Source organism: Pectobacterium colocasium (assembly GCF_020181655.1).
In the GTDB taxonomy this organism is placed as follows: Bacteria; Pseudomonadota; Gammaproteobacteria; order Enterobacterales; family Enterobacteriaceae; genus Pectobacterium; species Pectobacterium colocasium.
Window position 1 is genome coordinate 3694160 of sequence record NZ_CP084032.1, and the last position, 19081, is coordinate 3713240.

The window sequence follows — 19081 nt, forward strand, 5'->3', positions numbered from 1 at the left end:
GCCATGCATCCTTGCAATAATTTAATTACCATCCTGATAACATATAAAAAATAACATATCCATTAATAAAATCAATGGTAATAATAAGATTAAATAGGATCAATAACTTCTTTCCCTGTCTATTATTGGCAATGGTTTATTAAGGTTATCTTCACTGAGACCATGAATATCTGCATTATATTGCCATATTATAAACATTTCCTTTATACTTCTATTTTCCTCCTCAGCCATTTTTAATTTATTTTCAAGGTTACTTATATGCTGAGATGCAATATTTAAATTAGCAGGTCTTCTTATCTCACTTTTCCCTGATTTGATCATGTCTTTTTTAAAATTAAAGGCTTTGACAATGTTTTTGTGAATATTCAGAGATTGTCTTGTCGGTCTTTTTCCAACCACCGAAGAAATGCTATCACATAATGCATCCCATGTTAGCCCTCCGGATTTTTTACTATCCCATCCGCTAATTACATTAACGATATAATTAATATCTTCTTTTGTAAGATGTTTAGCCATGAATCGCCTTCCTTATTTATATTTTCTTATGTTTTATTACTTTATTATTAACAATCACCCTATTTAAATGCGAAAATCCATTGTTATTTAATTTTATTACTGAACCATCTTTTACATTATCATCTTCCATTATAGTTATAATCCCTTTAAGAGTTTTTAATGTCTTATCCTGATGAAGAAACCATTTATCAGCCCCTAATTCCTCTTCATTCATTGAACTCAATGCTTTTGAATGAAGAGCTTCCGTTGCAGAATAAACTTCCTTCATTCTGGATAGTTTATCACTATCACCTTTAACACAAAGTTGCTCATCACAATGAATACAATCTCTGAATTTGTCACATGGAGATATCATGTAATCATGAGCGCAGTAACCAAATTCTGTGATATGAATAGCACCATGATTTAATACACTAATATCTTTTAAAGTAGACGGTAGATTCATATCGGTCTCATCTAATACTCCAGGAGTTAAAACCTCTCCATTAATATTTAAGCTCTTTGCTTTCTGTAACATTTGCTCTTCACTGATATGGTTATAAACTCTGTTCTGTGTCACCGTTGCTCTTCCCGACCATTTAGCAATATCAAGTTCGCCAAGACCACCACGTTGAGCAATAGTATTCAGAAGATGCCTTGCCTGGTGTGTTCTGAGAAAAAGTGGGGCATCTTTCTTTCTGACATAACCATATATTTGAAATATATTCTGTCTTGATCTATTTCTGGTATCACCCAAATAATTGGAAAATATTTCTGATGTGGGTTTAAAAATAACATTATTCAATGTTTTATTTTTGCTTAACTGGTACTTATTCAAGACACAAAGTGCATTGCTATATTTTATATTTTTATCTTTATCATACCAGGGGAAGTTTTTTGGAACGGGATGGTTATTAGGGAGTGTTCTGTTATTCTCTTCCATTAAACGGGATAAGTCTCTGGCATTTTTTGAAAGCTTCAGCAATCTGCTAATGGCCTTTTTAGCGACAGGAACCATGATGTCAGGGATCCACTTTATATTTCCATTAAATTTTTTCAACGAATAAAAACGAAGTCCATACCGCATTTTTCCATCACGGTCTGATTCACTTATCTCACAGTCGGCAGGGAGAGCTAATACCTCTGAAATTCTGCTTGGAGCACACATAAGCAACGCAAAAACTGATGTAATGAACATATCTTTATCAGAAAGATCATCGTCTGGTAGAGAAAATATTTCTCCTATAGCACTAATCGCTTGTTCACTTGGTAGTTTTCTCAAACGATTTAAATCTGCTTTTTTTGAAATAACATTATCAGTTTCAGGAGGTCTTAGTGGATTAACCCAGGACAAAAAACCTGTTTTCAAAAGCCCTTTCTTGTTCAAAAAAACCACTATCCTTTGTAACTCATTCCCACATTGATAAGCTACGCTTTCCGAATAGTTATGCTTGAGATACTCAATACACTCATTTAAAACCGTAATATTAAGATAAATAACATTAGTGTTTTTATTTATCTTAATAAGTTTATTTTCCAGTGATTTCAAAGCACCTTTAAAGGTCAGCTTATTAATTTTACCACCATTATTAAAATAATGGTAAATAACATAACTTTTAGCAAAGTCGATAAAACCCTCATCAAACTCATCCTCTTTTCTTATTCTCCCTGATGACCGACCTTTGAAATTACATTTGGTAAAAGTGAATATATTTAACCAGTGACTAGAATTCCAGTCTATTCCTGACTCATTCGGCCTGAGTTCAAATTTGCAAAAATTAATAAAATCCTTCATGTTAATTTCTGCATCAAGCTCCATTTTTTCTTTAAAAAAAATAATTTTTTCTGTCATACTCCTACCTCTCCTGATTTTTCATTGTTAATTTTTTCACACTGTCGGATAACCTCTGCTACGGCATAAATAGTTCGATCCAACACTTCTGTTATCCGATCATCACCTGTTATGTTTGCAATACGTACTCTTTCTGCTCTCAATTGATCATAGATTTTCTGGTGTGGTGCATTTAATAACGGTCTGAAGTGCATACACGTATAACAGGGGATAGGAACATTTGCCCAGCAGGAAGAATTCTGCTGGCAACTACCCGTTTTTTCACCATCAAAATCTCTTATATTTTGGGATGGATCTTGATGATTATTCTTAACGTCTATCTTCCCCTGAAATATCCCTGAGTATTTAGCCATTTCATCTGATACTGCATTGTCTATTTTCCTAACGTGATCAGCATTATATTGAACATATATCCCCGTATAGGTTAATGTTGAGTGGTCAAGCAATTCTCCAATCATAATTTCACGATACCCCTCTCTGGCAACTCTTGTCCCAAGGGTATAACGAAACCTTCTTGAATTAATATTCAATTTCCGCCCCGTTCTTTCAGAAATAACATTCTCTATTTTCACTATATTTTTTACTGTATTAGTAAACATCGAAACGCTCTCATGCGTTTTATCTGAAACAAAAATGCCACTAATATTTCCAGCTTGAATATACTCCCCGATTTTATCTTCAGATACGAAGAGTGGAGTCGAATTAATCTCACTTTTTGTTAAATCTCGCCCTATAGCTTCAGATATTATTCCGACAGATAAATTTGCCTGCTCACAAAGAAGATTATATATTTCACTCTTTACTCTGAACGATCTAAATTCTTTTCTAAAACCATATCCTTGCTTTATTCTTGGTATATTTATAACATAACTCTTTTCACCATCCTCAGATTCCGAGCTTATAATATCTTCTAGTTTCATTTGAGATATTTGTAATGGTCTTCGGCCTGTATAGCTGACTAAAAGTGACATCGTTAGCTGGGGCAATGATATAAGATTTTTTTCATAGGCTCTCATCGCCGCTTCATTAAACCCCTGCAATTCATTATCCGTCAATGGGCCTTGTTCAGGATCTCTCCTTTTGACCACTTCACCTTTTTTATTACCCGGTATAGTCCAGCTATTAATGATTTCATGAACTTCTTCACTTATCCCATAGTAACCAAGCGAATACCACTTATTAAACAAAACCCTAATGTAGGACAAATCATTAATACCTAAACCAGGAGCAACTTTAAATCTCATTACACCCGCTTTATCGACATATTCCTTCCCTGTCTTATTAATAAAAATACAAAATGTTCTGTTTAATAACTTCACAAAAGATGGACTGTATTCACAAGCCATATAAGCCATTGTTTTTATATACCCATCCTTTGTTTCATCATTCAATAAGCTCATTGTACTTTTAATATCTATAGTGTTACCCCTGCTCAGTTCCCACTTGTCATCACTCAAAGAGAAGCAATACCCATCCGTTTTAGCTTGATAAAGCTCCTTGTCTTCAACTTTCAAAAATATGTTTTTCATATTCATAACCCACCTTATTTTATATACTCGTAATACTTCAAGTTGCATGTGCGTTGGCTACATTCACTCACCCGAATCACTTACCTGTGTAAGCTCATCGGGATCCCTTCTCTTGCCGCCTGCCTGAAACTCGAATTATTTGGGGTATAAATTTAATTTTGTAATTTAATCGCTATCTCGCCCGCTTTTTTCTCAATAAATCTTTGATTATAAATCCTTGCTGTCCCTGATCCCATTTTCCATCCCATCAGATAAGAGCGTATCTGCTCTTGCTGCTCTTCATTAATTAAATCCATTTCATCCATCTTTTTTGAAAACCGGTAATTCCAGGTATGCCTGAGCTTATGCCCTGTTAAATTATATAAATCGGGACACAGTTTCCTGACCACATTGATGATTTTATGATACGCCTGCATCGATAACGGCAATCCCCTTATAGCACCTGACTTATGAGTAATAAAAAGATAGCCTTCCTCTTTCATTAACTTATGCCCTCTTCTCTCTTTTAAAATATAATTATGTATTTCTTTCATTACTACATCTGATAAAGGAATTGTTCTTTCCAGAGTTTTTACTAATGGCTGTTTTTTTCTTGGATCCGACTTTTCATCAGCCCGTCTTCGTATTGAGATAGTATGGTTACTAAAATTAATGTCTGATATTTTAATATTAAGTAGCTCTCCAGCTCTGACACCAAGATGATAAAGCATCAAAATAATTAACCTGTTTCTTACCTGAACATCCGATTTAAAAGGATTAAAATCAGAACCAACTCTTATAACCTCAAAAAGTATATCGAGTTGTTTTTGGTCAAGAGATTTATTGGCCCCCAAACATTTATTTCTATATCGTACCCTTGGGCGTCTTGCTTTTATATTTCTGATAAAAACATCAACTTTTACCCCATTGTGTTTTACATCTTTCAAAATTAAATTACTTAGCCATTCCAGATAGCGTGCTATAGCCGTTAATCTTAGATGTTTTGTTCCACTTGATACCAATTGCTGACTGTTATCATATCCTACAACTTTTGACTTCCGTACCTTCCTTTCAATATAATCTCTCAAGCAATCTATTTCAGCGTTATTAAGAAACATTCCTGAAATTATTCTTCTTTCAATATCAATCTTCTTTTCATCCATAAAGCGATAAAACAAAGCAATGCCACCAGCATGAAGTTCAATTGTTGAAATTGAATCACTTTTACATCTCAGATTTGTTGTAATATACAAAGATGGATAAAACAAAGGTATTCCGGTTCTTTTATCAATGACTGTGCAATACCTTTCCCCATTACTCATTACAAATATATTTGTTACTATATTACTCATACACTCTCCTATTATTAAACAACCAACATCAGTAAGTGTCATTTAATAAAGCATCGTTCCATTTCATATTAAAATAATTTACAAACATAATATAAGTCCGACATATTACATTTTTACCCTGAAAAATATTTGCACTAGTTTTTTATAAAAAATGCACTAAGATAAGATAATATAAGGGTTTGTTGTTTTATTATTTACTTTTAAATATTAGGTATATATAAGATGTCTTCTACTTACCTGATACCCATTAAATTACTTTCAAACCCTTGCCACCACTCATCTCTATAATTTTCACGTAAAGTATTTCGCAATTTAATAATGATTTTCAGCTTTATTTTTTACACTTTATTCATTTAGGGAATAATAAAATCTCATACCCCGAATATTATTTAAACAGTTAGCACATGTTAATTAAATGTCAAGCACTGGAATAAATTTAAAAGAATAAGTATTAATATAAAATGCAGATATAAAAAAGGGCTACGCTCTACCGAGACATAGCCCTTCATTTAATTTATCATCAGTTTTCCTACCTACGCCGATTAAAAACTCTATGCACCACATTGCCCCCTTTCTCAAGGCTTACCATGTAGTCGGCATACCATTGCAGCATCTCGCGCCTGCCATCGAGATATTGCGCATGGTTGTAGGTGCCACGGATAGCATTCTTATCAACATGCGCCAGCTGGGTTTCAATCCATGCGGTGTTATAGCCCTGTTCATGAAGAACGGTGCTCATGGTATGACGGAAGCCGTGACCCGTAACCCGGCCTGTATAGCCAATTCGCTTAAATACCTGATTGATACTGGCTTCGCTCATGGTCTTGCTGGGATCATTGCGTCCCGGAAACAGTAAAGTAAATTGCCCCGTCATTGCTCTGATCTGTTCGATAATGGCTAACGCTTGGGTAGATAGCGGGATGATATGAGGACGGCGCATTTTCATGCGTTCAGCAGAAATTTCCCACAGCGCTTTCTTGGTATCGATTTCTGACCATAACGCACCGCGCAATTCACCTGTTCTCAGGCCGGTAATGATCAGCAATCTCGCTGCCAGCACCATCAGTTCACTACCAGAGTAGCCAGCAAGGGCTTTAAAGAAAGCAGGAAGCTCTTCAGTCGTCAGGAACGGATAATGTGTAGACTCATGCCCTTGCATGGCACTGGTGAGATCTGGCGCGGGATTATACTCGGCTCTGCCTGTCACGATGGCGTAGCGAAACACTTCGCCGCAACGTTGACGCACTTTCTTGGCTTTTTCGGTTGCTCCTCTGTCTTCCATCTTTTTCAGCACGTTTAGCAGTTCCAACGGCTTGATGTCTGCAACAGGGCGTTGACCAATGAACGGGAAGACGTCTTTGTTGAACGCTTCAAGAATGTCAGAGGCATACCCCGCAGACCATTTCTTCACTTTCATGCTGTGCCATTCAAGTGCAATTTCTTGAAAGGTGTTTTTGACCTGCGCTTCACGCTCAACTTTTTGTTCTTTTTTCACCTCTAAAGGATCGATACCCCCAGCGATACCCTTTCGAGCTTCATCACGTTTTGCCCTGGCATCAGCCAAGGACACATCGGGATATACCCCCAGCGCCAATAACTTTTCCTTTCCATCGATGCGATACTTTAAACGCCAGTAGCGTGACCCGTTGGTTTTAACCAATAAGTAGAGGCCACCACCATCAGCCATCTTATAGGGTTTCTCTTTGGGCTTGGCAGTCTCGACCTGTCTGGCATTGAGCTTCATCTGGGGGTATCTCCTTTAGACCGAACAGCGAATACCCCCATTGATACCCCCAACTCACCGTAGATTTCTGTGAACGTGAGTAGACAAGCAGAGACAATAAGGGCCGTGAAACTGCGTATTATAAGGGTTTAAAGGGTGTTTGAGTAGACTTAGGGAGACGTTAAAATAGGTAGGATGGTGCCGATAATAGGAGTCGAACCTACGACCTTCGCATTACGAATGCGCTGCTCTACCAACTGAGCTATATCGGCTTTGGGATCGTCGTGGCAAGAACCAGACGCGAACTACGGGGTGACAAATTAGTGATAATGGTACATCAAGTCAAGCGTTTGGCGATCGTCTGCTGGTTTTATCATCATCCTGTTGAAGATGATACGGTTCTGATAATTTTCCGTACTAATAATACCGCATGCTATAGCTTTTGGGCTTAACGGAGAAGCCAGAATCTGGCTTCTCTATCACCTTGCTTCGGGAGCCGATTCCAGACAGATAATATCTGACTATACAAACGCTGCTCATTTTTAAGCAATATATTTCCCAGTAGAGTAGGAACGTTACAATAAAAATAACTTTTTACCTTTATGATAAAAATGAAATAAGTCTCAACCAAACGGTCATTTTGTTTTAGGAGAAATCCCTATTCTTTTTATTTATTATTTTGCTCTACTACTGCCAAGGCAATAAGGATGCTGTCTATACGTTAATGCCAAAATAATATCTCACCATCAAAATATTATTTTCGGCATGACAAGAAAGTACCGTGAGAGGGTGTGAATAATGAAGATGAAAACACTATTTTTAGGCTTGTTATTGGGTACAAGCTATATCGGTATGGCTGCAGCGGATAGCTTTGCCTCAGCAACCGCCAGTGCTCAGTCGACTCATGATGGCAAAACTGAGCGCGTAACCAAAACTGAATCATCATCGGGTCAAGGGATCAGTCACGTCAGTGCTAGCGCTCATGCCGGTACTGTGGGTGAACCGCAGAAGACAAGCAACAGCGAATCTCACTTCCGGGATAAAACTAATGCCATCAAAGCCGATATAAAGGCAAGAGAATCAGAAAATAAAAGCAGGGAAGAAAAAGTCAAAGCCGATGTGAAATCCAGAGAAACTGAAGCCAGAAAAGATGCCGAAAAAGGCTGGGCTGATGCCAAAACTAAAGCGGATAATTTTAACAGTCGTGCGGAAAAACAGGCTCGTGAAACGGCCCGTTCAGTCCACAATGCAGCAGAGAAGCATCAGCATTAATAAATAACGCATTATTGCAGCATAGGAAAAATTACTATTTATCCTCCGATAGCCAGACAGACTATGTATTTGTGACACGTTACACAAAGCATAGTTTGTTACTATTGGAGGATATTTCTCTAATGTAGTTACTTTATTGGGTTTCTATTATTGCATTAATTTTTAATTAAAAAAAACCACAAATAAAAGAATCACGGCTGGGGTGAGATGTTTTATTTAAAAAATAGCGAAATAAAAGAACGGAGTGAAAATGACGCTGCGCATATCACTTTGCTATGCGCAGCCATTAAACGATTAGGCGCGAATCAAATCGTCGCCATAACCAATCCACTTATAGGTGGTCAGCGCTTCCAACCCCATTGGACCACGCGCATGCAGTTTCTGGGTGCTGACCGCCACTTCAGCCCCCAGACCAAACTGGCCGCCGTCGGTGAAGCGCGTACTGGCGTTGACATACACCGCTGAAGAATCCACTTCACGCACGAAGCGTTCCGCATTGCTCAAGGAGCGCGTCAGAATCGCATCAGAGTGCTGCGTACCATGCTCGCGAATATGGGCAACCGCCGCATCCAGGGAGTCCACCAGCGTGACGTTCAGGTCATTAGAGAGCCATTCATCGTTATAGTTAGCCTCTTCCACCGCAACGACGCTTGCCGGGCCACCGGTCAGGTAAGGCATCGCGGAAGGACTGGCATGGAGCGTCACACCTACCGCCGCCATTTTCTTGCTCAATTCAGGCAGGAAGCGGTCAGCAATATGTTGGTTGACCAACAGCGTTTCCAGGCTGTTGCAGGCGCTAGGACGCTGCACTTTGGCGCTTTCAATCACCGTCAGCGCCTTGTCGAAATCAATGCTGTCATCCGCATAGATGTGACAAACACCAATTCCACCCGTGATAACCGGAATCGTCGATTGCTCACGGCATAGCTTATGTAAGCCAGCGCCACCACGAGGAATCAGCATATCCACGTAGCGATCCAACTTCAGCAGTTGGTTAACCAACTCACGATCCGGGCTTTCAATCGCCTGTACTGCGGCAGCGGGCAGGCCACACTGCGACAGCGCCTGCTGAATCACTTTTACCGTCGCCGCATTGGTGCGGTACGTTTCTTTGCCACCGCGCAGAATCACCGCGTTACCGGTTTTCAGGCACAGCGATGCCACATCAATGGTCACATTCGGGCGCGCTTCATAAATCACACCGACCACGCCCAGCGGCACGCGGCGACGTTCCAGCTTCAGGCCGTTATCAAGCATGCTGCCGTCAATCACCTGCCCTACCGGATCGGTCAGGCGACAGACCTGACGCACATCGCTGGCAATCGCGCTCAGCCGTGCCGGCGTTAAGAGCAACCGATCCAATAATGCGTCACTCATACCATTTTGGCGCGCATCGGTTAAATCCAGCGCGTTAGCCGCTAGAATCGTCGCACTCTCGGCTTCCAGCAAATCCGCAATCGTCAGCAGCGCACGATCTTTTTGTGCCGTACTCAAGACCGCCAGCTGATAAGAGGCCGCTTTTGCCGCTTTACCCATTTGTTCAAGCATCGCGAACTCCTTAATTAATAATCATATCGTCGCGATGGATAGCCACCGGACCATATTCGTAGCCAAGAATCTCGGCAATTTGTTGAGAATGGTGTCCGGCAATCATACGCAGCGCATCGCTGTTATAGCGCGTCACGGCATGCGCCACATCGCGCCCCGCCAGACTACGCACGCGGATCACTTCACCGCGAGAGAAATTCCCTTCCACGCTGCGAATGCCCTTCGGCAGCAGCGAACTGCCGCGTTCGAGGATCGCCGAAAGCGCGCCGTCATCAACGGTGATTTCCCCCGCCGGCGGTGCGCCGAAAATCCAGTGCTTGCGGCTTTCCAGCGGCGCATCCAGCGCATGAAAACGCGTTCCGACGGAGATATCCGCGATCACATCGCCGATAACGCCTGGCTTGCTGCCTGCGGCAATCACCACGTCGATACCGGCACGGCAGGCCACATCGGCAGCCTGTAATTTGGTCGACATACCGCCTGTTCCGAGGCCTGACACGCTGTCCCCCGCAATGCTGCGCAGTGCATCGTTGATGCCGGTCACTTCACGGATCAGCTCTGCATCAGGATTATTGCGCGGATCGGCGGTAAACAACCCGGCCTGATCGGTCAACAGCAGCAGCTTATCTGCATCAGCCAGAATCGCCGCCAGCGCAGACAGGTTGTCGTTGTCCCCCACCTTGATCTCGGCGGTGGCAACGGCGTCGTTTTCATTAATCACTGGAACAATATTGTTATCCAGCAGCGCCCGCATGGTGTCGCGCGCGTTAAGGAAACGTTCACGATCTTCCATATCCGCACGCGTCAGCAGCATCTGCCCGACGTGGATGCCGTAGATGGAAAACAGTTGTTCCCACAGTTGAATCAGGCGGCTTTGACCCACGGCGGCCAGCAGTTGTTTGGTCGCAATCGTGGCCGGGAGTTCGGGGTAACCCAAATGTTCACGCCCGGCGGCAATCGCCCCTGAGGTGACAATAACAATCCGATGCCCTGCCGCATGTTGCTGTGCGCACTGGCGCACCAGTTCAACAATGTGGGCGCGGTTAAGACGGCGCGAACCGCCGGTTAGCACGCTGGTGCCCAGTTTCACAACCAAAGTCTGGCTGCCGCTCATAATTTCTCTGCCGTTGGATGTCAAAAAATAAGAATAAGGAAAACGTTGTAGCAGGACAGACGCGTTATGCCAACAGGCATAACGCGAAAACCTGCGAATAAATCGGGGATCGTCAGGGAAGCATCACGGTCGTGCGACGAGGGTACAGGCGGGTTCCAGCGAGTGCAGCAGTTTCTCCAGTCGGACATGGAAAGCCTGTTTAGCATTTTCCACCTGTTCCATCACGGCTTTGTCCTTGATTTTTTCCTCACGCCAGTTGCCCTGTTTATCAAACAAACCGTAGTGATAGTCATAGGCAAACGTTTCGCCGGTATCTTCCAGATTCAACCACCAACCCCAGAACTCGCGATTTTCCGGTGCGGGTTTGATGTTGACGCAAACCGCCAGGCAATCAAAGAAGAACCCAGTATTCTCGCACTGCGCTTCACGGATATAAGGTCCCAGTGCCGTAAAATTTTTCATGAGTCGGCTTTTGGAGTGTCCACTCGGTAATATCATCTACGCTCTCCTTTGGTTGAACCTTCTTTTTAGCAGAGAATGGCAATTTATCAACTACCTGCATGACAACTCACGTCTATCCCTCTTTTTCGCGCAGGCTTTCCTGAAAAAGCATTGCCGCCCGACACGGAGTATTCAATACTCTGGTCTCTTCGTTTCCGTTAATTGAGACGTGACACCTTATGCCACATTGTATCGCCGAACATTCGTCAAACATTGATGTAAATGCCCTGCTCCCTGCGATCTATCGCGGTGCACTCGAATCTGGCTTGTTTGCCAGTGACGGCAGTGACATCAAAGTCAGATCCCTTGCTTACGATAGCTACACGACCGGTGGCGAACGAGCCAGTTTCATTCATGTGGTAATCAAGGTGCTTTCAGGGCGGACGGGAGAGCAGAAAAGTAATCTCTCCAATCTGGTACTTCAGAAGATCGAAGCACTTGGATTGAAGGATCTGTCGGTTACAGTTGAAGTGATTGATATGGAAAGACTTTACTACGCCAAAAAGATCCTGTGATCGACGTAATACTGTTCACTTAAGCGTGGATTTAGGGGGAAACACGGTGATGAGGTTCCCGCAGGGATACCTCGCACCGTGGTAGCCCCCGGTATCTCGATTCTTAAACGATCGGCATTACTGTGATCGACGGCGATTATCTGGCAGGAACAACGGTCCGTGTAGCGAAGATTCGCCTGCACAGACCGTGCGTTACAACTGCTCTTCTACACTTTATCCTGCAACCATCCGCTGATTTGCTGTAGTGCGCGGTGGAAATTCTGGTACACCGGTGAGAAATTAACCGGCAGCAGTTTCCCTTGTGCGGATGAATTCACAATCAGGCTGGCTTCTTCTTTCGGGCAGAGCGGATCGTTATCCCAGTAGCCTGCCAGCATCGGCGTCGGACAGCGGCGTCCTAACAACCCCTGCGTTTTCAGCGAATAGCGCCCCAGCTCGGTTTTCAGCGAGGAATCCGTCGAGAACGGCATACCCAGCCGACTCGCCAGCACATCCATAAACATATCCGGTACCTGCTGCTGACGATTTGGTTCGCTTAACAGGTGGTGCACCACGGGGCCGAGACAGGCCACTCCGCGTAAGCGCTGCGATTCCAGATATGCCAGCCGAACGGCGATATTGGCGCCAAAGCGGAAGCCAAACGCGACCACACGGGAGTGATCGACCCACGGGACATCCGGCAGCGCACGCAAGACCTGTTGATGCAGAAAACTGGAATCCTGAGTCAATTTCCAGCGGGAAGAAAATCCAACGGAGGGGACATCAATCGTCAGCATCGCCATGCCCGCCGGCGCAAAATAGTCCTGAAACAGGCGATGATAATCGCTCTGCAACATTTCCAGGCTGCCGCACATCAGAACGGTAGGGAAAGGTGCTTTCGCTTGCGAGGGCATATGCAGAAACCCGGTCAGCGTGCCACCGCCCGTAATCGGGAAGGTTAGTTCTTTGAGTTCATAAGGCAGGTATTTAGCAGCCTCTTCATAGGCGCGGTTTGCCAGCGTTTGCGCCTGTTCTGCCAGTTCATCGCCTTTAATATGTGGATACGCGGCAATACTGTAGAGGTTGGCAGCCTTCAGCCAGAACTGCCCGGTCTGCGCGTCATCGCCGCTCTCTGTTGCTCGCTGCTGCCAATCTGCCCCCTGCTTCACCCATTCATAAATCCAGTTACCACCCCGGTAACCAATCACCGTATCAAGCAGTTGCTCGTTGCTTCTGTCGGCCTTGCTGGCAGCGATACGCGACAGCACGTCTTCAATTTCCCACGGGTCGACGCCACGCCAAATCCACATCAGTCGGTTAATCATCCGATACCAGTTGCGGGTCTTCTCCCCTTCCAGCGTAGAATGCAGCCCCTGCACATCCTGACTATTCCGCGTACGTCGGACCAACGTCGAGGTTTCCGGATGTTTAAAGGATGGTTTGAATAGCGTTTCAGACAGGTTAGCTTGCGCCACAGCAGCCTCCGTTAATGTGAACCGCTGTTAGCGGACATCAGACGACTTCTTCGTCACCCGCTAAAGTGTAACGAACTCAGGCCAGAGAAGACAAATGCCTGCGGCAGAAACATACGTTTGGATCAAAGCCTGCGGCAGAAATGATGCGGATGAGAAACCGCTATCGATAAAAATAATCATGATCAAAAACAACAATCACCATAAACAACAATCACCATAAACAACACAATGCCCGGCTAAACCGGGCATTGGTGGAAACGAAGATTCGCTCAGGCGATTAACGACCAGACAACGGCGGAACAAATACCACGCCCATGTCCCACGGCTGTTCAATCCAGGTATCCTGCGGGATATCGATCACGTAGTCGTCAACCAGCGGCTTACCGGCTGGCTTGGCGAAAATGGTCACGAAGTGCGCTTTCGGATACATATCACGAATTGCCTTCGCCGTACCGCCCGTGTCAACCAGATCGTCAATCACGATAAACCATTCGCCATCTCCCTCGGCACGCTTCAGCACTTTCATTTCGCGCTGGTTGTCGTGGTCATAACTGGAGATGCAAACGGTATCAACGTGACGAATGCCCAGCTCACGCGCCAGCAGTGCGCTTGGCACCAGACCACCACGGCTAACGGCAATGATGCCTTTCCATTGATCGGCAGGCAGTAAACGCTGTGCCAGTTTGCGGGCATGAATTTGCAACATATCCCAGGTTACGACGTACTTTTCGCTCATAAAATATATCCCAGCCGGATAAAAATCGGCTTAATTTGAGTCTGAGGGGGGAAAAAGGTTGCGCGAGATTATAGATAGCCAACAACATAAAAACCAGTTTTTCTCAACGTGAGAGCCGAGTTTTTCCCGTCAACCGCAGCCCTGCAAAGCCCGTTGGTTGATATTGCAGCAGGAAAAATCAAGCAGGGCCGACGGCAATTCCCCTGCTTCGATGGAAAATGATATTCTGTTGTGACACGCCATGTTATGTGGCTCACCGCGATTAACTTTTAACCTGTAGCCCTGCCCGCCAGAACGCGAAGGCGTGCCGCTAAAAAGGAGACTGAAATAGTGTCTGAATTGTCTCAACTTTCCCCCCAGCCTCTGTGGGATATTTTCGCCAAGATCTGTTCCATTCCGCATCCGTCTTATCATGAAGAAGCGCTGGCCGCACACATTCTGGAGTGGGCTAAAGAGAAAGGCATTCATGCCGAGCGCGATGAGGTCGGCAATATTCTGCTGCGCAAAGCGGCAACCGCCGGCATGGAAAATCGCAAGCCTGTCGTATTGCAGGCGCATCTGGACATGGTGCCGCAGAAAAATAATGACACCGTACACGATTTCACTACCGATCCGATCCAGCCTTATATTGACGGTGAATGGCTGAAGGCGCGCGGCACCACGCTAGGCGCGGATAACGGCATTGGTATGGCCTCTGCGCTGGCGGTGCTGGCCGATCCGAACGTCGAGCACGGCCCGCTGGAAGTGCTGCTGACGATGACGGAAGAAGCCGGAATGGATGGCGCGTTTGGCCTGCAACCAAACTGGCTTCAGGGCGAAATCCTGATCAATACCGATTCGGAAGAAGAAGGCGAAATCTACATGGGTTGCGCAGGCGGTATTGATTTCATTACCCGTCTGCCGCTCGAACGCGAAGTGCCACCAGCCGATTACCACACGCTGAAGCTGACGATTAAAGGGCTGAAAGGCGGCCACTCCGGCTGCGACATCCATCTGGGACTGGGCAACGCCAACAAGCTGCTGGCACGTTTCCTGTTCGAGCAGGCGAAAGCGCTGGATATTCGCATTCTCGATCTGAACGGCGGGACGCTGCGTAACGCGATTCCGCGTGAGGCCTTCGCCACGCTGTCTCTGCCAGCCGCTAACGTCGAGTCGTTAAAAACGCTGAGCCAGGAATATCTGGCAGTGCTGAAAAATGAACTGTCCGCCGTTGAGAAAAACCTGACCGTACTGGTGGAAGCCAGCGACAGCAATGAGCACCCGCTGACGCAGGACAGCCGCGATCGCCTGCTGGCGCTGCTCAATGCCACGCCAAACGGCGTGATCCGCATGAGCGACGACGTCAAAGGCGTGGTGGAAACGTCACTGAATCTGGGCGTTGTGACGATGGAAGACGACCACGCGGAAATTATCTGCCTGATTCGTTCGCTGATCGACAGCGGTAAAGATGCCGTCGTCGGTACGCTGACGTCGCTGGGGCAGTTGGCTGGTGCGAAAACGTCACCGAAAGGCGGCTACCCAGGCTGGCAGCCGGATGCGCATTCACCAGTCATGGCGCTGGTGCGCGAAACGTATCAGAAACTGTTCAACAAGACGCCGAACATCATGGTGATTCACGCCGGTCTGGAGTGTGGTCTGTTCAAGAAGCCTTATCCAGAGATGGATATGGTTTCTATCGGGCCAACCATCACCGGGCCGCACTCGCCGGATGAACAAGTTCATATCGGCAGCGTGGATCTGTACTGGAAATTGCTGACAGAACTGCTGAAAGCGATTCCGCCACGTGCCTGATCGCTAAAGAATAACACGCACACGAGTAAACACAGGGCGACGGGGAGATGTCGCCCTTTTTTATCCTCAACCACACCTCTTTACCCCCAATCAAACACCAGCTGTCGCTCAATTTGTGGGTCGAGCAGCGTTACATGCAGCCCCACCAGCCGGACGCCTCTGGATTTACGCCGCTCCTGCCAGGTTTGTTGCGCGATCTTCAACAGATCCTGTTTATTCAATATCGGCCACACATGTTCCTGCGTCGTTTGCTGAAAATCATCAAACTTGAGCTTTACCCCCTGACGCGCAATGTGCAGATCGGGCTTAACCCGTTTCAGGCGAACTTCCAGCTCCTGATAAAGCTGTTCTATCAGACTTTCACACTGTTCCCAGTCGTGGATATCCTGCGCCAGCGTCTTCTCCACGCCAACTGACTTCCTCAACCGATCGGGGGAAATCCGTCGCTCATCAATCCCCTGGCATCGCTCCCACAGCACACGGCCAAACTTACCGAATTCTTTAAGCAGATCCGCCAGCGCATATCCCCGCACATCCGCACAGGTATGCAGACCGCGTTCTTCCAGCCGTTTCGCCGTCACTTTCCCGACGCCGGGGATTTTCTCCAGCGGCAGCGCCAGCAGGAAATCATCCACCTGATCGGGTGTGATCACATATTGTCCATTCGGTTTATTTAACTCTGACGCGATTTTCGCCAGAAACTTGATTGGCGCAATCCCCGCCGAGGCGGTCAGATTCAGTTCATCCGCGATGGTTCGACGGATTTCTTCAGCGATGCGCGTCGCCGAACCATTGCAGTGCGGGCTATCGGTGACATCCAGATAGGCTTCATCCAGAGAAAGCGGTTCGATAAGCGATGTGTAGCGGGCGAAGATATCGCGGATTTGGCGGGAGGTGGACTTATACACCTCCATACGCCCAGGTAACAAGGTAAGGTGAGGACACAGGCGCAAGGCCGTTGCGGTCGCCATCGCGCTGCGAACACCGTAACGTCGGGCAGGATAGTTAGCGGTGCTAATGACACCACGACGATCGGCGCTCCCGCCAATCGCCAGAGGAATATCGCGCAGGCGCGGGTTATCACGCATCTCAATTGCTGCGTAGAAGCAGTCCATATCAACATGAATGATTTTGCGCATACTGGCCCTCTGACAACACTGTATAAATATACAGATCAAAGTCAGTATAGACAAGCAGCGCAATACCGCCCACGTTTACTGCGCGATCAGCATCACCAGCTTCAATTCCCCCTGTCCGGCAGGATGGAAAGTCTGTTGGTGATAGGCCACATCCCCCAACAAAGGGTGGTGGAAACGTCGCTCGCCACCTTCACGGGCGGTTACCGCCTGCTGCGACCACCAGAGATTGAACTCGCGGCTTTCTTCACACAGCGCCATCACGACTTGCCGCACAGCCTCGGCAGACACGTAATGGCTGGATTCCGCCCGAAACTCCGCCACTACCCGTTTGGCGCGTTCTGGCCAATCAACCACCAGCGATCGTGCCAGCGGATTGAGAAACATAAAGCGCAGCAGATTCGGTTCGGGATCGGTTCCCAGCCATCCGGAAAACAACTGTTCCGATGGCGCATTCCACGCCAGCATGTTCCAGCAACCATCCAGAAGATACGCAGGGCAGGTAATATGGTGCAGGCTGGCGGCAACCCGCGTATCCAGCGACGTTGCCCTGCTCTGCTTTTGAGGATCCTTCACACCAGCCAGACTAAAAAGATAGTCATGCTCTGCGGGTTCCAGCTTTAACGCCAGCGACAAGCGAGTCAGCGCCGAGGCTGAAGCAGACACGTCACGCCCCTGCTCAAGCCAGGTATACCAGGTGGTGCTGATTCGGGCGATTTGCGCCAACTCTTCGCGGCGTAATCCGCTGGTGCGTCGCCGCCCGGACGCTGGCAGGCCGACCCTTTCCGGCGAGGTCCGCTCACGCAGCGCCCGTAAAAAAGCCCCCAGTGCCTTTGGGCCGCTCAGAGAATTGGCAGACATAAACGAATTTGCAGACATAACCCGGTGTCCTTTTTATCCCGCCCGCTCAGGCAACTTGCGATGGCAGCAGCATCAGTGAAAGCGGTGTTAATCAAACAGGGAGTATTTTATACCCGTATAAATGCTCATATTGTACCCGTATTTTTCTCTCACTATAGTGTTCTTAAGCCAAAGACAGTGTTCTTAAGCCAAAGACAGTGTTCTTAGACCGACGTCTTCTTTAGTGGCTGGCGCGCCGCCGTTTACCCCTGATGAAACAAGAACAATTCAGATAGAGCGAGAGCAATGATGGAAGAAAAGCAGAATCATAATCGTCGCGTCGAACATCAGTTCGGCTCACAAGCGCAGAACTACCTGACCAGCGCGGTGCATGCGCAGGGCAAAGATTTAACCCAGTTAGCGGCTTTATTAGCGCCTTTCCCGCAAGCGCGCGTCATCGATGTCGGCTGCGGTGCAGGACACGCCAGCTTCGTTGCCGCACAGGCCGTCGCAGAGGTTGTTGCCTACGACCTGTCTTCTCAAATGTTGGAGGTTATCAGTCAGGCTGCTGCACAAAAAGGGCTGAATAACATCCGCGTTCAGCAAGGCGTAGCCGAGTCTTTACCGTTCGAGGATAGCAGTGCAGATATCATCATCAGCCGTTACTCTGCGCATCACTGGCATGATGTCGGGCAGGCGTTACGTGAAATGCGGCGCGTCCTGAAACCGGGCGGGCGCGTAATCATGATGGATGTCGTTTCGCCCGGACATCCGCTGCTGGACAGCTACTTGCAGACGGTAGAGAAGTTGCGCGACACTTCACACGTGCGTAATTACGCACCGGGCGAGTGGCTGAGTCTGTTTACGGAAGCCGGGTTCATCGTGCGTAACGCCACCAGCGACAGGCTGACGCTGGAGTTCAGCAGTTGGGTTGCCCGTATGCGTACGCCAGAACATTTCACAGTGGCGATTCGTGAACTGCAAAAAACGCTGGCGGACGAAGTGATACAGCATTTTGAAGTACAGGCGGACGGTTCGTTTGTCACCGACATTATGATGATAGAAGCCACCCGCGCCTGACCCGCTTTCTCCTACCATTAATAACCTCACACGTAGCAGCCCGTATCCATTCGGGCTGTTTTTTGTAAATGTTATTTTTTAGCGCTTTTCAACGCTTGATTAATATGAAACCAATGATAATGTGATTTCGTTTTCGTCGTTATCTATTCGCCGACGAAATATAT

General features: G+C 46.5%; 16 protein-coding genes and 1 tRNA gene. 4 read left to right on the plus strand and 13 right to left on the minus strand.

The annotated features are described in order from the left end of the window. Positions 1–99: 99 nt before the first annotated feature. The 6 genes from LCF41_RS16750 to LCF41_RS16775 form a co-directional block, all read right to left on the minus strand. On the minus strand, positions 100–516 hold the full coding sequence (locus LCF41_RS16750) for a hypothetical protein (RefSeq protein WP_103184747.1): 417 nt from the start codon (positions 514–516) through the stop codon (positions 100–102). A 16-nt stretch (positions 517–532) separates the two neighbouring features. Then, complete coding sequence (locus tag LCF41_RS16755) at positions 533–2347, minus strand: integrase (protein WP_225085542.1); 1815 nt, start codon at positions 2345–2347, stop codon at positions 533–535. After that, positions 2344–3882, minus strand: a complete 1539-nt coding sequence (locus LCF41_RS16760; protein WP_225085543.1) for a site-specific integrase — start codon at positions 3880–3882, stop codon at positions 2344–2346. Before LCF41_RS16760 ends, LCF41_RS16755 begins: the two co-directional genes overlap by 4 nt. A gap of 146 nt (positions 3883–4028) precedes the next feature. Next, entirely contained in the window at positions 4029–5207 is a 1179-nt protein-coding gene (locus tag LCF41_RS16765) for a tyrosine-type recombinase/integrase (RefSeq protein WP_225085544.1), read from the minus strand. Between the two features lie 529 nt (positions 5208–5736). Continuing rightward, a complete protein-coding gene (locus LCF41_RS16770) occupies positions 5737–6951 on the minus strand; it encodes a tyrosine-type recombinase/integrase (protein ID WP_225085545.1) in 1215 nt (404 codons plus the stop codon). 175 nt (positions 6952–7126) lie between these two features. Further along, a tRNA-Thr gene (locus tag LCF41_RS16775) sits at positions 7127–7202 on the minus strand. A gap of 526 nt (positions 7203–7728) precedes the next feature. Here LCF41_RS16775 and LCF41_RS16780 point away from each other — a divergent pair. Continuing rightward, positions 7729–8202 (plus strand): hypothetical protein, encoded by a 474-nt coding sequence (locus LCF41_RS16780; RefSeq protein WP_225085546.1) that lies wholly within the window; start codon positions 7729–7731, stop codon positions 8200–8202. A 294-nt stretch (positions 8203–8496) separates the two neighbouring features. Here the strand turns inward: LCF41_RS16780 and proA are convergent, their stop codons facing one another. The 3 genes from proA to crl form a co-directional block, all read right to left on the minus strand. After that, positions 8497–9750, minus strand: a complete 1254-nt coding sequence (proA, locus tag LCF41_RS16785; protein ID WP_225085547.1) for a glutamate-5-semialdehyde dehydrogenase — start codon at positions 9748–9750, stop codon at positions 8497–8499. A gap of 10 nt (positions 9751–9760) precedes the next feature. Further along, positions 9761–10864 (minus strand): glutamate 5-kinase, encoded by a 1104-nt coding sequence (gene proB / locus LCF41_RS16790; protein WP_180740672.1) that lies wholly within the window; start codon positions 10862–10864, stop codon positions 9761–9763. Positions 10865–10987: 123 nt separating this feature from the next. After that, on the minus strand, positions 10988–11362 hold the full coding sequence (crl, locus tag LCF41_RS16795) for a sigma factor-binding protein Crl (protein ID WP_225085548.1): 375 nt from the start codon (positions 11360–11362) through the stop codon (positions 10988–10990). Positions 11363–11544: 182 nt separating this feature from the next. Here crl and LCF41_RS16800 point away from each other — a divergent pair, with 182 nt between their 5' ends. Continuing rightward, complete coding sequence (locus LCF41_RS16800; RefSeq protein ID WP_225085549.1) at positions 11545–11880, plus strand: 5-carboxymethyl-2-hydroxymuconate Delta-isomerase; 336 nt, start codon at positions 11545–11547, stop codon at positions 11878–11880. A 206-nt stretch (positions 11881–12086) separates the two neighbouring features. On the opposite strand, the gene frsA is transcribed toward LCF41_RS16800, so the two are convergent. Beyond that, a complete protein-coding gene (gene frsA / locus LCF41_RS16805; protein WP_225085550.1) occupies positions 12087–13334 on the minus strand; it encodes an esterase FrsA in 1248 nt (415 codons plus the stop codon). A gap of 277 nt (positions 13335–13611) precedes the next feature. After that, entirely contained in the window at positions 13612–14070 is a 459-nt protein-coding gene (gene gpt / locus LCF41_RS16810) for a xanthine phosphoribosyltransferase (protein ID WP_225085551.1), read from the minus strand. Positions 14071–14400: 330 nt separating this feature from the next. Here gpt and pepD point away from each other — a divergent pair, with 330 nt between their 5' ends. Then, positions 14401–15861 carry a beta-Ala-His dipeptidase gene (pepD, locus tag LCF41_RS16815; RefSeq protein WP_225085552.1) on the plus strand — a complete coding sequence of 487 codons (1461 nt, stop codon included), beginning with the start codon at positions 14401–14403 and terminating at the stop codon, positions 15859–15861. An 80-nt stretch (positions 15862–15941) separates the two neighbouring features. Here the strand turns inward: pepD and dinB are convergent, their stop codons facing one another. Both dinB and LCF41_RS16825 read right to left on the minus strand, forming a co-directional pair. Next, the gene (gene dinB / locus LCF41_RS16820) at positions 15942–17000 is read right to left on the minus strand and encodes a DNA polymerase IV (RefSeq protein ID WP_225085553.1); all 1059 of its coding nucleotides are present in this window, start codon (positions 16998–17000) and stop codon (positions 15942–15944) included. A gap of 75 nt (positions 17001–17075) precedes the next feature. Further along, positions 17076–17876, minus strand: a complete 801-nt coding sequence (locus LCF41_RS16825) for a helix-turn-helix transcriptional regulator (RefSeq protein WP_225085554.1) — start codon at positions 17874–17876, stop codon at positions 17076–17078. Positions 17877–18146: 270 nt separating this feature from the next. Between LCF41_RS16825 and LCF41_RS16830 the strand changes: the two genes are divergently transcribed. After that, complete coding sequence (locus LCF41_RS16830; RefSeq protein ID WP_250160561.1) at positions 18147–18917, plus strand: class I SAM-dependent methyltransferase; 771 nt, start codon at positions 18147–18149, stop codon at positions 18915–18917. The last annotated feature ends 164 nt before the right edge of the window (positions 18918–19081 follow it).

Bases quoted from the DNA above. Each gene is read 5' to 3' on its own strand.
- LCF41_RS16755 (WP_225085542.1), bottom strand. From the start codon at position 2,347: ATGACAGAAAAAATTATTTTTTTTAAAGAAAAAATGGAGCTTGATGCA.
- LCF41_RS16770 (WP_225085545.1), bottom strand. From the start codon at position 6,951: ATGAAGCTCAATGCCAGACAGGTCGAGACTGCCAAGCCCAAAGAGAAA.
- LCF41_RS16765 (WP_225085544.1), bottom strand. From the start codon at position 5,207: ATGAGTAATATAGTAACAAATATATTTGTAATGAGTAATGGGGAAAGG.
- proB (WP_180740672.1), bottom strand. From the start codon at position 10,864: ATGAGCGGCAGCCAGACTTTGGTTGTGAAACTGGGCACCAGCGTGCTA.
- LCF41_RS16760 (WP_225085543.1), bottom strand. From the start codon at position 3,882: ATGAATATGAAAAACATATTTTTGAAAGTTGAAGACAAGGAGCTTTAT.
- LCF41_RS16825 (WP_225085554.1), bottom strand. From the start codon at position 17,876: ATGTCTGCAAATTCGTTTATGTCTGCCAATTCTCTGAGCGGCCCAAAG.
- LCF41_RS16830 (WP_250160561.1), top strand. From the start codon at position 18,147: ATGGAAGAAAAGCAGAATCATAATCGTCGCGTCGAACATCAGTTCGGC.
- proA (WP_225085547.1), bottom strand. From the start codon at position 9,750: ATGCTTGAACAAATGGGTAAAGCGGCAAAAGCGGCCTCTTATCAGCTG.
- LCF41_RS16780 (WP_225085546.1), top strand. From the start codon at position 7,729: ATGAAGATGAAAACACTATTTTTAGGCTTGTTATTGGGTACAAGCTAT.
- LCF41_RS16800 (WP_225085549.1), top strand. From the start codon at position 11,545: ATGCCACATTGTATCGCCGAACATTCGTCAAACATTGATGTAAATGCC.
- gpt (WP_225085551.1), bottom strand. From the start codon at position 14,070: ATGAGCGAAAAGTACGTCGTAACCTGGGATATGTTGCAAATTCATGCC.
- crl (WP_225085548.1), bottom strand. From the start codon at position 11,362: ATGATATTACCGAGTGGACACTCCAAAAGCCGACTCATGAAAAATTTT.
- LCF41_RS16750 (WP_103184747.1), bottom strand. From the start codon at position 516: ATGGCTAAACATCTTACAAAAGAAGATATTAATTATATCGTTAATGTA.
- dinB (WP_225085553.1), bottom strand. From the start codon at position 17,000: ATGCGCAAAATCATTCATGTTGATATGGACTGCTTCTACGCAGCAATT.